This is a genomic window from Staphylococcus sp. AntiMn-1, from assembly GCF_001663395.1.
GTDB lineage: Bacteria > Bacillota > Bacilli > Staphylococcales > Staphylococcaceae > Staphylococcus > Staphylococcus equorum.
Genome location: NZ_CP012968.1, coordinates 342260 through 356409, shown reverse-complemented (window position 1 = coordinate 356409; position 14150 = coordinate 342260). Strand labels below are relative to the sequence as shown.

At 33.7% G+C, this 14150-nt stretch carries 13 protein-coding genes; all 13 read right to left on the bottom strand.

Annotated elements, in window-relative coordinates:
* Window positions 1-116: 116 nt before the first annotated feature.
* Entirely contained in the window at window positions 117-593 is a 477-nt protein-coding gene (gene greA / locus AOB58_RS01805) for a transcription elongation factor GreA (protein ID WP_064782875.1), read from the bottom strand.
* Between the two features lie 27 nt (window positions 594-620).
* Window positions 621-1244, bottom strand: coding sequence for a uridine kinase (gene udk / locus AOB58_RS01800; protein WP_002507444.1), 624 nt, complete (start codon window positions 1242-1244; stop codon window positions 621-623).
* Window positions 1244-2512 carry a peptidase U32 family protein gene (locus AOB58_RS01795; protein WP_064782874.1) on the bottom strand — a complete coding sequence of 423 codons (1269 nt, stop codon included), beginning with the start codon at window positions 2510-2512 and terminating at the stop codon, window positions 1244-1246. Before AOB58_RS01795 ends, udk begins: the two co-directional genes overlap by 1 nt.
* 13 nt (window positions 2513-2525) lie before the next feature.
* Window positions 2526-3449: a peptidase U32 family protein gene (locus AOB58_RS01790; RefSeq protein ID WP_021339133.1), complete on the bottom strand. Its 924-nt coding sequence runs from the start codon at window positions 3447-3449 to the stop codon at window positions 2526-2528.
* Window positions 3446-4087: an O-methyltransferase gene (locus AOB58_RS01785; protein ID WP_021339132.1), complete on the bottom strand. Its 642-nt coding sequence runs from the start codon at window positions 4085-4087 to the stop codon at window positions 3446-3448. Before AOB58_RS01785 ends, AOB58_RS01790 begins: the two co-directional genes overlap by 4 nt.
* Before the next feature lie 445 nt (window positions 4088-4532).
* Window positions 4533-4865 (bottom strand): DUF1292 domain-containing protein, encoded by a 333-nt coding sequence (locus AOB58_RS01780; protein WP_002507440.1) that lies wholly within the window; start codon window positions 4863-4865, stop codon window positions 4533-4535.
* Between the two features lie 16 nt (window positions 4866-4881).
* Window positions 4882-5310 carry a Holliday junction resolvase RuvX gene (ruvX, locus tag AOB58_RS01775; RefSeq protein WP_002507439.1) on the bottom strand — a complete coding sequence of 143 codons (429 nt, stop codon included), beginning with the start codon at window positions 5308-5310 and terminating at the stop codon, window positions 4882-4884.
* 3 nt (window positions 5311-5313) lie between these two features.
* A complete protein-coding gene (locus AOB58_RS01770) occupies window positions 5314-5574 on the bottom strand; it encodes an IreB family regulatory phosphoprotein (RefSeq protein ID WP_002507438.1) in 261 nt (86 codons plus the stop codon).
* 95 nt (window positions 5575-5669) lie between these two features.
* A complete protein-coding gene (gene alaS / locus AOB58_RS01765; protein ID WP_064782873.1) occupies window positions 5670-8300 on the bottom strand; it encodes an alanine--tRNA ligase in 2631 nt (876 codons plus the stop codon).
* Between the two features lie 353 nt (window positions 8301-8653).
* Window positions 8654-11050 (bottom strand): SF1B family DNA helicase RecD2, encoded by a 2397-nt coding sequence (gene recD2, locus AOB58_RS01760; RefSeq protein ID WP_064782872.1) that lies wholly within the window; start codon window positions 11048-11050, stop codon window positions 8654-8656.
* Between the two features lie 3 nt (window positions 11051-11053).
* On the bottom strand, window positions 11054-11719 hold the full coding sequence (locus AOB58_RS01755) for a tetratricopeptide repeat protein (RefSeq protein ID WP_064782871.1): 666 nt from the start codon (window positions 11717-11719) through the stop codon (window positions 11054-11056).
* Window positions 11720-11843: 124 nt separating this feature from the next.
* Window positions 11844-12956 (bottom strand): tRNA 2-thiouridine(34) synthase MnmA, encoded by a 1113-nt coding sequence (mnmA, locus tag AOB58_RS01750; RefSeq protein ID WP_021339128.1) that lies wholly within the window; start codon window positions 12954-12956, stop codon window positions 11844-11846.
* Window positions 12957-14099 carry a cysteine desulfurase family protein gene (locus AOB58_RS01745; RefSeq protein ID WP_021339127.1) on the bottom strand — a complete coding sequence of 381 codons (1143 nt, stop codon included), beginning with the start codon at window positions 14097-14099 and terminating at the stop codon, window positions 12957-12959. It lies immediately after the preceding gene.
* Window positions 14100-14150: the final 51 nt, after the last annotated feature.

Genomic DNA, 14150 nt, shown 5'->3' with positions numbered 1-14150 from the left:
ATTATTCTAAAACTTGATTCTTATCATTAAGTTAACAAAATGTTACCATCAAGTATATAATTACTTTTATATAGTGTAAAATCCCCTTAAACATATATATGTTTAAGGGGATTTTTTTATTTAATATTTTTAATAATAACGTTTATTTCGCCACCATTAGGTAACGGTACACGTACTTCTTCTTCTAATTTTTTACCAATTAAACTTTTAGCCATTGGTGATTCATTAGAAATTTTACCATTGAATGCATCAGATTCAGCCGAACCAACAATTTGGTATTCTTCTTCTTCTTCGCCTGGTAATTCAACAATTGTTACTGTTTTACCAATTTTAACTTCATTGTTATCACCAGTATCTTCGATAATCTGTGCATTACGTAACATATGTTCTACACGTTGAATATCTTGTTCGATAAATCCTTGTTCGTCTTTTGCAGCATCGTACTCTGAGTTCTCAGATAAGTCACCAAAAGAACGTGCTACTTTAATTTTTTCAACGACTTCTGGTCGTTTAACTGTTTTTAATTCTTCTAACTCATGTTCTAGCTTCTCAAAACCCTCTCGAGTCATTGGATATTGCTTTTGATTTTCCATTATGTCATCTTCCTTTACATATACATACTATTGTTTACTTACTAAAGTTTGAATCTTTGTCGTCATTATATCGATTGCTACTTTATTACTGCCACCTTCTGGAATAATAATATCTGCATATCTTTTAGTTGGCTCTATAAATTGATTATGCATTGGTCGCACCACATTTAAATACTGATTTATAACAGAATCCATAGTACGGCCTCTTTCTTCAGTATCTCGAAGTAACCGCCTTAAGATACGCAAATCAGCATCAGTATCAACATAAATTTTGACATCCATTAAATCTCTTAATGTTTTGTTTTCAAGCGCAAATATACCTTCCACGATAATAACATCTTTTGGCTTAAATGCAATCGTTTTATCACTTCTCGTATGATTTGAATAATCATACGTTGGAACTTCAATTTGTTTCCCATTTCTCAAATCATTTAAATTCTCGATTAACAAATCATTATCAAATGCAAACGGATGGTCATAATTGGTTTCCAAGCGTTCATCAAAAGTTAAATGCGATTGGTCTTTATAATAATAGTCTTGAGCCAATAGTGCAACACTATGACCTTCTAAATTCTTCATAATTTCATTTGTTACTGATGTTTTCCCCGATCCGGAGCCGCCTGCAATTCCTATAATTGTCGTACTATTCATTATCCAATTTCCTTTCTCATCATGTTGTTGGTATAAATTGGATGATCGACTTTGATTTGCACGATTTGCAATGGGTGGCGTGCAGCATCAAGTTCATTACCTTCTTCATCATAAATTGTATCCACAACTTGTCTAAATGTTTCAATTTCAGGGCCAAAAAATTCGATTTCTTGTCCAGGTTCAAATTTATTACGTTGTTGCACTGTGGCTATATGGGTAGAACTATCATAGTCTAATACTAAACCACAAAAGTCAAATGATGCATTCTTTTTATTTTGTTGCCCAAACATTTGTTCTTCATAGCCTGGCGTGCCTTCAATAAACGCTGAGGCCGTATCTCTATTGGCACATTTATCTAATTCGATTAACCATTCTGGCTTGATTTTAAAATGTTCTGGATCCTCCGCATAAGCATCGATGACTTTGCGATACACAGAAACAACTGTTGCAATATAATGAATAGATTTCATACGTCCTTCAATTTTTAAAGAATCAACGCCAATATCCATCATTTTTGGTATAGCTTCGATTAGTTTTAAATCTTTAGGACTCATTGCAAATGGCGCAACTTCATCATCGTCATAGAACAAATCTAACTCGCCGTGTTGATCTACTTGTAACAAGTCATAATCCCAACGACAACTTTGACAACAACCACCCCTATTGGAATCACGCGCTGTCATATGATTGCTTAAAGTACATCTTCCTGAATAAGCAATACACATCGCACCATGTATAAAAGATTCGATTTCAATATGTACTTTTTCCTTCATCTCTTTCATTTCCATTGCTCCAGTTTCACGAGCTAATACCACTCGATCTAAGCCTTCTTCTTTCCAAAATTCAACGGCTTTATAATTTGAAAGAGATTGCTGTGTAGATAAATGTATCTCTAATTTAGGTGCCACACGTTTACATGTTTCAATAATAAGAGGGTCAGCAACGATAATGCCTGTTGCACCAGTTAAGGCTAAATTACGCAAATAATCATCTAATCCATTTATATTTTCATCATGCGCAATGATATTGGTAGTAACATAAATTTTAGCACCATAGCGTTGTGCAAATTCAACGCCTTCTTTAATTTCATCCATTGTAAAATTATCTGCATTTGATCTTAAACCGTATTCTTGTCCACCGAGGAACACAGCATCTGCTCCATAGTGTACTGCAATTTTTAATTTTTCTAAATTACCAGCCGGAGCCAGAAGTTCAGGTTTATTCATTTTAGGTTTATTATGTAATTTAACTTCTTCTAAAACTTTCACTGTTAAACCTCCATCAATATACTGTTTGTTTAAATAAAAAGCCTTCGTCAAACGGACGATGTTCTGGTTGTATAGCTTCAATTGGGTCGACAAGCATAAATTTTTCATCTTCATAAACTTCAGGATCTTCGTTATATAAATCAATGGCTTCTCTATATTGTTCTGTACATACATTAATATAGGTTTCTGATTGTAATACACCATCTATTTTCAATGCATCTATACCTGCTGCTAAAAGTGGCTCTAACTCTTCAATGAGACATATATCATTAGGTGACATGATATGTGTACCATTATAATCCTCATACACCGGATATTTATTATCACGTTCTTCATCGTATAATAATAATTCATTTGCTTGTTTATTTCTTTCAATTTTCATTTGTCGTTCTTGAAATGTATAATAATTGCCTAATAGCATACGTTTAGATTGGAACATGCAAGTCATTCCATGCACTTGAACTTCAATCTCAACATCAGCATTTTCCTTAATATTAATAATCTCTTCTAAACTAAGCTCTCTAGCTAATTGAGCACGTTGAGCACCTTTTTTTCCCCAATAATTACATTGAAAATAATTGGTAACAAGTGCTTCAGCATCCCAATTTAATGGGATTGGATGTGCTTGTTCTTTTACAAACATAACCACTGCCGGGTCACCAAATATAATTCGGTCTACTTTAATTTCATGCAAAAAATTAATATAAGACGCTAATGCGTTCAGATGATAATTATGAAAAATGCCATTAACAGCAGCATAAGCTTTTTTACCTTGACTATGTATTAAATTCACAGCTTTTATCATGTCATCTTTATTAAATTCACCTGCAAGCCTTAAGCCGAATTTTTGTTCGCCAATTACAAAAGCATCAGCACCTTTTCCAATTAATGTTTCAATATGTGCAACAGATTTTGGTGTTACTAATAATTCTGTCATTTTGATTCCCCTTTAATTGAAATTGCCAAACCATCATCCATGTTTAAAAAATTAGTAGTATAATCCGTGTGGTTCATTAGCCATTCATTGTAATCTTGTACTTTCTTTACCATTTGTCGGACATTTCTATTACGAACGACAGAAATATCAGATACAAAACCGTGATAAAGTACGTTGTCAGTAACTACGATGCCCCCTACTTTTAATAAAGGCGTATAAAGTTCAAAAAACTTTTTGGATTGTGCCTTCGCTGCATCAATAAATATCATATCATAGCTGCGATCATCCACATTTTCAACTTGCTCCAATGCATCGCCTTCAATTAATCTAATTTGGTTATAATATTGAAATAACTCAATATTTTCTTTCGCTTTATCTTGCATTTCTACATTACGTTCAATTGTAGTCACATTAATTTTTTCAGAAATAGAAGCAAATTGCATAGCGCTATAACCAATTGCAGTTCCAATTTCTAAAATATTAATAGGTTTATGTAATCTAATAATTTGTTTTATCATTTCTAAAGTGAGCTTATCAACGATGGGCACTTGATTTTCCTCTGCATAGGTTCTTAATGATTCAATATCTTTATCAGTTTGCTTATGCAAATTTAACAAATATAATTGATTATTATCCATTTTCATAACTTCCTTTGTTGTAAAATGATACTTTCGATTTAAATAATAAAATAAATCAGTCAGAATAAATTGACTGATTGTCTTTAATAAAAGTAATTGGTTACTCGCTTTTTATAAGGGTACACGTTCAAGTATTGATACAGAGATATATCATAAATATACATAACGTACGATTGAAATTAACTTTATATATTTTACCATAAACTAGCATAAAATATAAGTGTAAATTGTGCTTTGAAGCTGTGGTGAGCTTTATGTTGTGTTTACCAAAATGGAAGTCTCTGTTTAGAATATGAACTGGACGGGGACTTATGCCAACGATAAAAAAAACTGTCAACAAAACTTCACACGTTTGTTGACAGCAAGAAAGGATGATTTCTAATGAAATCATCCTTTAGTTATTTATTAGTCCTATACGAGACTATATGTGGCTTTTATAGTTATTTTATTCGTGGTCGTGATCGTGGTCATGATCGTCCATTTCAGTATTAACTACTTCTTCAATCATATCCCACTCCTCATCTGTTTCAACAGGTAAGAATTTACCGCCTTCACCATTTTCGTCTGGCTCGTTGATCATTGGTACTAATTCAATTAAATCTTCATCATCAGATTCAGCGCCTTCTTCAGCAAGAATGACATATTCTTTTTTGAATTCTGGGTGGAAAAATTCTAGGACTTTACGGTATAAAACTTCATTACCTTCTTCATCATATAGTGTTAATAATTCCTCTTCGTTGTTAATTTCTAATTCTGCATCTTTATTCTGTTCTGTCATTATTAAACGCTCCTTTTTATTGAATAGAGTCTAAATAGCCTTGCAATATAAAAACAGCTGCCATTTTGTCTATTACTTTTTTTCGTTTCTGTCTAGAAACATCTGCTTCCAGTAAAGAACGTTCTGCAGCCATGGTACTTAATCGTTCATCCCACATAATTATCTCTACAGATGGCAGTGCTTCTTGAAGTTGCTCCTTGTATTGTAACGAAGCCTCGCCTCGAAATCCAATAGAATTGTTCATATTTTTAGGTAAACCTATAACAACAGAGCCAACATTCTCTTTTTTTATAATTTTTACTAATTGTTCAATACCTAGTTCATTGTTTTCTTCGTCTATACGGAGTGTGTCTAATCCTTGGGCTGTCCAACCCATTAAATCACTTACTGCAATGCCTACAGTCTTACTTCCAACGTCTAAACCTAATATCTTATGCTTTAACATATATTATTTTGAATTCTCTTGTAAATAATTCGAAACAAGTTCTTCCATAATATCGTCACGATCTATGCGGCGTATTTGGTTTCTAGCCTCGTTATTACGAGGTATATAAGCTGGATCACCTGATAGTAAATAACCTACGATTTGATTTACAGGGTTATATCCTCTTTCTTCCAACGTATTATAGACATTTTTCAATACTGTTTTGACATCTTCTTTTGGAATTTCATCGTAATTAAACTTCATTGTTTTATCAAAATTTTCCATTCTTTTAGCACTCCTTCGTATCAAGTAAAATTAGCACTCCTTCGTATCAAGTAAAAAAAGTTCTTATTTACATTCTACATTACTATGCACTGAAGTTATAGAGATTTAATGTAATCTTTAATGAAACGTAATGATTCTGTGATGTTTTCAGGTTGAGTACCTCCACCCTGAGCCATGTCAGGACGGCCACCGCCTTTTCCACCTACAATAGGTGCCATGTTTTTAATAATATCTCCTGCTTTCACTTTAGCAGTTAATTCTTTTGGTACAGTGGCAACCAATGATACTTTTCCATCTACGTTACTTACTAATACGATTACTGTATCTTGTAATTTCGATTTAAAGTCATCCATCGTTTCACGAATTGCTTTGGCATTTGCAACTTCAACTTCTGTCGCTAAAACTTTCAAGCCATTTATATCTTCAACTTGGTCAGTGATATCACCCATTTTTAAGGCTGTAACTTCCTTGTTTTTTTGCTCTAATTGTTTTGTAAGTTCTTTTTCATCAGATTGCATTTGCACTATTTTTTCTAATACTTGCTCATCTGTTTTAACTTTAACTTGAGTCTTAACAGCATTAAATTTCTCTTGTACAGATTCTAAATATAGAAATGCTGATTTACTTGTAAATGCTTCGATACGACGCACGCCTGCACCTGTACCTGATTCACTAACAATTTTAAACAATCCAATTTCAGAAGTGTTATTCACATGGATGCCACCACATAACTCAATAGAGTATGGTGCCATATTTACAACTCTTACTACATCACCATATTTTTCACCAAATAGTGCCATAGCACCTATTTGCTTAGCCTCATCAATTGGCATTTCTTGGATATTAACATCGATGCTATTCCAAATCTCTTCATTAACACGTTGTTCAACACGATCAATCTCTGCCTGGCTCATAGGTCCGAAATGTGAGAAATCAAATCTTAAACGGTCTGCTTCAACCAATGAACCAGCTTGATTCACATGATCACCTAACACTTCTTTTAAAGCAGCATGTAATAAGTGTGTGGCACTATGGTTTTTCTTGATTGCACGGCGTTCTTCGTGATTCACGCTTGCAGAAACTTCAGCATCTTTTCTAACTGTTCCAAACTGAACTTCACCTGTATGTAAGTTCTGTCCATTTGGTGCTTTCGTTACTTCAGTCACGGCAACTTCAAATTGTTCGTTACTGATTATGCCTTGGTCTGCAACTTGTCCACCACTTACAGCGTAGAAAGGTGTTTCACTTAATACAAAATGAATTGTTTCTCCAGCTTCAACTGTATCTACTAATTCTCCGTTATAGATAATATCAGTAATCGTTGTTGCTTGATCCATGATGTCGTAACCCACAAACTTACTTTCAGTAGTTATTTTTTTCAATACTTCACTTTGAATCTGCATAGATTGAGAACTTTGACGTGCTTGTCTTGCTCTATTCCTTTGTTGTTCCATTTCAATTTCAAAAGTCTGCATATCAACAGAAAGGTTTTCTTGTGTTGCGATTTCTTCAGTTAATTCAACTGGGAAACCATAAGTATCATATAATTTAAACGCATCTTTACCATTGATTTCCTGAGTTGAATCTTTAGCTTTTGCAACTAAATTATTTAATATCGCAAGCCCTTCTTCTAAAGTTTCGTGGAAACGTTCTTCCTCTGATTTAATAACACGTTTAATAAAATCTGATTTTTCTTTTACGTTTGGATAATAAGGTTCCATAATATCCGCAACGATATCAACCAACTGATACATAAATGGTTCATTAATTTCTAGAGATTGACTGAATCTTACAGCACGTCGTAACAATCTACGCAATACATAACCTCTGCCTTCATTAGCAGGTAAAGCACCGTCAGCAATGGCAAACGCAATTGTACGTATATGATCAGAAATCACTTTAAAGGCAACATCATACGTATCTTTTTCTAAGTATTTTTTGCCAGAAACTGCTTCAACTTCATGAATAATAGGCATAAATAAGTCAGTTTCATAATTTGTACGTACATTTTGGGCGATAGAAGCCATTCTTTCTAGACCCATGCCAGTATCAATATTTTGGTTTGGTAATGGTGTATAAGTGTGATCTTTATTATGATTAAACTCGCTAAACACTAGATTCCACACTTCTAAAAAGCGTTCATTTTCTCCACCTGGATACATTTCTTCTTCAGGATCATCATGACCAAATTGATCGCCACGATCATAGAATATTTCAGTGTTGGGACCAGAAGGACCTTCACCTATATCCCAGAAATTACCTTCAATTCGGATAATTCTACTTTCTTCTAATCCCATTTCTTCATTCCAGATTCTATATGCTTCCACATCTTCAGGATGAACTGTGACATAAAGTAATTTCGGATCCATTGCCATCCATTGCTCACTTGTTAAAAATTCCCATGCAAATTGGATTGCTTCTTTTTTAAAATAATCGCCAATTGAGAAGTTTCCTAACATTTCAAAGAACGTATGGTGTCGTGCAGTAAAGCCTACGTTTTCAATGTCATTGGTACGAATCGCTTTTTGTGAATTCACGATACGAGGTTTTCTCGGTGTTTCTCTACCATCAAAATATTTTTTCAATGTCGCAACACCAGAGTTAATCCATAGTAAAGAATCATCATCAATAGGCACTAACGGCGCTGAAGGTTCAACCATGTGTCCCTGTTCAACGAAATAATCAATAAAACTTTGTCTAATTTCACTAGCTTTTAAGTTTTTCATCCTTAAAATTCCTCCATCTCAAATCAAGTTATAACAGTTATAAGAAAAAATTGAAAATAAAAAACGCCCATCCTCATAAAAGGGACGAACGTTTCGCGGTACCACCCTGGTTATAAGCATTAGTAAATCTATTTCTATCTAAATTTTAAAGATTTACATATCAGACGATAGTTATTCTTAAAATTTACTAACTCACACTTATCACTTAATTAGTTATTATTTATACTGACATAAAGCAGCGTTCAACTGTATTATCTGTACTTTCCACCAACCAGTACATCTCTTGTTGTCTAACACAGTCTACTCACCTTTATGCTAAGTTAATTATATTGTATTTACTTTCGTTACTAATGTCAATCTTCTACAAAGTCATATGGTGAAATGTCTCCCATGTTGATCATAGGGTTAATTTTAAAGATAGTATCTTCAGTCAATATGATATCTGCATCAATTGTTTTACTGATTGCAATACTATCTTCAGCATCTTCAGTTACTTCGTTATTGAAATAAGTTTTCAGAAATGTACATAATTGTGTCATTCTCACTTGACCGTGTGTTTTCAATCCAATATCAAATGCTTGTGGGTCACCTAAAAATATGAGCGACTGCTTCGCTCGAGTAAGCCCTGTATATAAAATAGGTTTTTGTAACATTCTAAAATATTGCTTGACCATTGGCATGATGACTATAGGAAACTCAGAACCCTGAGACTTATGAATAGATGTGCAATATGCATGTGTTAATTCTAATAAATCTTTTCGAACAAACGTTATTTCATTGCCCTCAAAATCAACGACAAGTATGTCTTTATTTAATGCATTTTCTTTCGCCCAAAATATACCTACGATTACACCGATATCACCATTAAAAATATTATCACTTGGTCGGTTCACAAGTTGTAAAACCTTATCTCCTTTTCTAAAAACAACATCACCAAACTCAATTTCTCGAGTATCTTTGTCTTTAGGGTTCAATATATCTTGCAAGACCGTATTTAGTTTTTTAATACCTGCGGAACCTTTATACATAGGTGCTAATACCTGAATATCACTCATGTCATATCCTTTATTTACTGCACTTGTCACTACTTTTTCAACTACTGTGGGTATTTGTTCAGTCGTACATTTGATAAAGTTACGATCATGGAAACGCTGTGTAATATCAATTGCTTCGCCCAATTTCATTCTATGTGCCAACTCAATAATACTAGAACCGTATTGTTGGCGGTATACTTCAGTTAAATTGACACGTGGGATAACTTTTGAATCGATTAAATCTTTAAACACTTGTCCAGGACCAACAGATGGTAATTGATCTTCATCACCTACTAATATAACTTGTGCGTCTATAGGTACTGCACTCAAAAACTGATGAAAAAGCCATGTATCAACCATCGACATCTCATCTATAATAATAAGTTTTGCAGATATTTCATTTTCTAAAATATCTTCAGGTTGTGTATCTTGATTCCAACCAATGAGCCGATGTATCGTCATTGCTTCTAATCCTGTAGATTCTGCAAGCCGCTTTGATGCTCTGCCGGTAGGTGCCGCAAGCACAACAGGGTAATCGTCATTTTGGTAATCATCATAGTCTAACGATAAACCATGAATCTCTGCATATAGCTCTACGATACCTTTGATTACTGTCGTTTTACCAGTACCTGGACCACCAGTTAGTAACATGATTTTAGTATTGATTGCAGTTTGTAGCGCGTCTCTTTGTGAGTCGGCATATGTTACTTCATTACGGTTCTCTATTTCACCAATTTCAAGCAATAATTCTGATTGCTCAATTTCTTTTAATTTATTTGTATGCGTAAAATTGCGATATAAGTTTTGAACACTTTTCAACTCTGAATAATACAAACTTGGTATAGCAACTTCATTTTCTTGTTGGATTAATTTCGTATCATTTACTAAATCTTGCAATACATTTATAAGTTGTTGTGCATCAACCATTTCTGCTGGTGGTTGAGACAACATATCTTGTGTCATTTCCATAACATTATTTGTAGGTAAATATGTATGGCCTTGTTTAATACATTCTTCTTCTAAAACATATAACAAACCAGCTTTCAGACGTTCATCATCATTAAATTGAATACCCACGTTACGTGCTAAAGCATCTGCTTTATTAAAACCGATTCCTTTTACATCATAAACCAATTGGTATGGTGTATTTTCAACAACTTTAAGTGTCTCACCTAAATAGGCTTGGTATATTGCCATAGCAAGCTTCGGACCAAAACCTAAGTCGTGAAGTCGTATAATGATTTGTTCTGTTTCTTGATTACTAGCGATTTGTTCTGCGATTTGCTTTTGTTTCTTTTTTGGTAGACTCGGTACTTTTTCTAAAACAGCAGGATCATTTAATATATCACTAATGGCATTCTCGCCTAACTTATTTACAATACTTTGTGCAGTTTTTTTCCCAATACCTTTAAAAAGATCGCTGGATAAATAACTAATGATTGCTTCTTTTGTTTGCGGCAACTCTTTTTCAAACGTTTCAGCTTTGAGTTGCTTACCATATTTAGAATGTGTTACAACTTGGCCTTTAAACGTATAGACATCACCTTCAGCAATTTCCGGGAAAAACCCTACAATTGTAGGCATTGAAACGAAATCTTCATTTGTTTCAATTGTATCTACCTTTAAAACCGTATAAAAATTTTCTTTATTTTGAAATAAAATAGCATCCACGGTTCCTTTAATCATTGAATTGTTAAATAATGTAGGGTCTTCCATAAGTTATTCCTCCTCTGCTATAGATTTAAAAGTTTTGATTGCGTGTTGACTCATCACATGTTCTGGATTTGCTTCAACTGCACGTTCGAAAATTTGAATTGCTTGTGTTGTATCTTCAGTTTGCATATAAGTAGCTAAGCCTAGATTATATAAAGCATCTGAATGCTTCTCATCTAAAGTTAATACATAGTTCAATTGAGTAATTGCTTGTTCAAACATTTCTAAATGACATAACACAAGACCATATTGAAATTGAACTTCTACGTCTTTACGGTCATCTTTTTCAGCGGCAGTCATTAGGAACGGTAATGCTTCTTTAAATGCCTCTAGTTGATTAAATGACATACCAAGCATATAATTAGTATCCACTAAATCTACATTGTATTTTAGAGCTTGCTGATATAGTTTGATTGCTTCACTAAATCGTCCTTCATTATAATATACATTGCCTAAATTATAATAAATCGCACCATTTTCTGGATCGAGCGTTATTGCTTTTTGAAAAAACTTTTCAGCCTTTTCAACTTCACCCGCTTCGGCTATTAAAATACCTGCATTTATATAGTTTTCAACTTCTTTGGGATTTTCTTCAATATTTGCAAATAATGCTGTTAACGCTTCTTCAATATTACCTTGTTTAATTAATTTATATATTTGTTCTTGATCCAATTTAAACCCTCATTTCTGACTATTCATTATAACATTTGCTCATCTTTTTTAAATCATATTTCAGAAAAAGAAATCGTTAGTTACTATAATATATAGCTTACTAACGATTTCTAAGTAAAATGTATTATACGACGTAACTTAACTGACCTGATTCTTTAAAGACATCATCAATTGTAGCGCCACCCAAACATACATCACCATCGTAAAGGACGACAGATTGACCCGGTGTGATTGCTCGAACTGGTTCAGCAAATGAAACGCGAATTGCATTGTCATTTTCTTTTTTTACAAATACTTTAGTATCTTTTTGACGATATCTAAATTTAGCAGAACATTCAAAGCCTTCTTCTAAATCAACTGTATTCACAAATGAAATATCAGAAGCGATTAAATAGTCACTGTATAATGCATCATGATGAAAACCTTGTTCTACATATAATACGTTGTCATCTAGATTTTTACCAACTACAAACCATGGATCTCCATCTCCGCCAATACCAAGGCCATGACGTTGACCAATTGTATAATACATTAAACCTGCATGTGTACCGATTTTATCTCCTGTTAATGTAACCATATCGCCAGATTGAGCTGGTAGATATTGAGATAGAAATTCTTTGAAATTACGTTCTCCTATAAAACAAATACCTGTAGAATCTTTCTTTTTAGCAGTTGCTAAATCTTGTTCTTCAGCAATGCGACGTACTTCTGATTTTTCAATATCCCCTATTGGGAACATAACGCGAGATAATTGATCTTGTGATAATTGATTTAAGAAATAAGTTTGGTCTTTATTATTATCGACACCACGTAACATTTCGACATGACCATCTTCATGACGTCTTACGCGTGCGTAATGACCAGTTGCAACATAATCTGCACCTAGTTTTAATGCATGCTCTAAGAAAGCTTTAAATTTAATTTCTTTATTACACATTACATCTGGATTAGGCGTGCGTCCTTTTTTATATTCATCTAAGAAATAAGTAAATACTTTATCCCAATATTCTTTTTCGAAATTAACTGCGTAATAAGGTATACCGATTTGATTGCAGACGGCAATTACATCATTATAATCTTCTGTAGCCGTACATACCCCATTCTCGTCAGTATCATCCCAATTTTTCATGAATATACCTATGACATCGTAACCTTGTTCTTTTAATATGTGTGCCGTTACAGAACTGTCTACGCCACCTGACATACCGACTACCACACGTGTATCTTGATTTGACAACTATATTTCCTCCTTAAATTTATGATAAATTTTGTGTATTTCTGCAGTTATATATTTAATTTCTTGTTCAGTCGTTTGTTCATTGAAACTAAATCTTACAGAGTGTTTTGCACGTTCTTCATTGCCATACATTGCTACTAAAACGTGCGATGGTGTCGTTGTTCCTGCTGTACATGCAGAACCTGACGAGACATATATATTAGATAAATCCAATAAGGTAAGCATCGTTTCTACATCAACGAAAGGCAAATATAAATTAACGATATGCCCTGTTGAATCTGTCATAGAACCATTCAATTCAAATGGAACTGAGCGCTCTTGTAATGTAACGAGAAATTGGTTTTTCAAATTCATTAAATGAACATTATTATCGTTTATATGATTATTCGCTAAAGTTAAAGCTTCAGCTAACCCTACAATTTGTGGGAGATTTTCTGTGCCTGCTCTTCGTTTTGCTTCTTGTTCCCCACCTAATTGTGGAAATTGTAATTTTGTATCATCTTTGACTAATAAAGTCCCCACACCTTTGGGACCTCCAAATTTATGTGCGGTGATACTCATCGCATCAATGTTAAATTCATGAAAATCTATTTCCAAGTGCCCTATCGCTTGAACTGCATCAACGTGAAACAAAGCGTTAGATTCAGCAATGATATCGTCAATATCATACATAGGTTCGACTGTACCTATTTCGTTATTAACAAACATGATTGACACTAAAATTGTTTCGTCCGTGAGTGCTGCTTTTAATTGGTCAAGTTGTATTAAGCCTTCGTGATCCACATCTAAATATGTTACTTCAAAGCCTTCTTTTTCGAGTTGTTCAAAAACATGGAGTACAGAGTGATGTTCAATTTTAGATGTAATGATGTGTTTACCTTTATGTTGACGTTCGTACGCAATACCCTTTATTGCAGTATTATTAGATTCAGTAGCGCCACTGGTGAATATAACTTCACTTGGCTTAGCATTAAATATCTTCGCTACCGTTCTGCGCGATTCATCGAGATATTTTCTTGCGTCTCTTCCCATACTATGAATAGAAGACGGATTACCATAATGAACGCTATAAACATCCATCATCTTATCTATAACTGCTTGTTTGACTGGTGTTGTTGCAGCATAATCTGCATATACTTCCATGTTTGACACTCCTAACAATTTTATCAATGTTCCAATGATAGCACCATCTAA

Excerpts from the sequence above, each read along its gene's own strand:
- recD2 (WP_064782872.1), bottom strand. The coding sequence starts at position 11,050 with ATGGAAGACCCTACATTATTTAACAATTCAATGATTAAAGGAACCGTG.
- AOB58_RS01780 (WP_002507440.1), bottom strand. The coding sequence starts at position 4,865 with ATGACAGAACAGAATAAAGATGCAGAATTAGAAATTAACAACGAAGAG.
- greA (WP_064782875.1), bottom strand. The coding sequence starts at position 593 with ATGGAAAATCAAAAGCAATATCCAATGACTCGAGAGGGTTTTGAGAAG.
- AOB58_RS01745 (WP_021339127.1), bottom strand. The coding sequence starts at position 14,099 with ATGGAAGTATATGCAGATTATGCTGCAACAACACCAGTCAAACAAGCA.
- AOB58_RS01790 (WP_021339133.1), bottom strand. The coding sequence starts at position 3,449 with ATGACAGAATTATTAGTAACACCAAAATCTGTTGCACATATTGAAACA.
- ruvX (WP_002507439.1), bottom strand. The coding sequence starts at position 5,310 with ATGTTAAAGCATAAGATATTAGGTTTAGACGTTGGAAGTAAGACTGTA.
- udk (WP_002507444.1), bottom strand. The coding sequence starts at position 1,244 with ATGAATAGTACGACAATTATAGGAATTGCAGGCGGCTCCGGATCGGGG.
- AOB58_RS01785 (WP_021339132.1), bottom strand. The coding sequence starts at position 4,087 with ATGGATAATAATCAATTATATTTGTTAAATTTGCATAAGCAAACTGAT.
- alaS (WP_064782873.1), bottom strand. The coding sequence starts at position 8,300 with ATGAAAAACTTAAAAGCTAGTGAAATTAGACAAAGTTTTATTGATTAT.
- AOB58_RS01770 (WP_002507438.1), bottom strand. The coding sequence starts at position 5,574 with ATGGAAAATTTTGATAAAACAATGAAGTTTAATTACGATGAAATTCCA.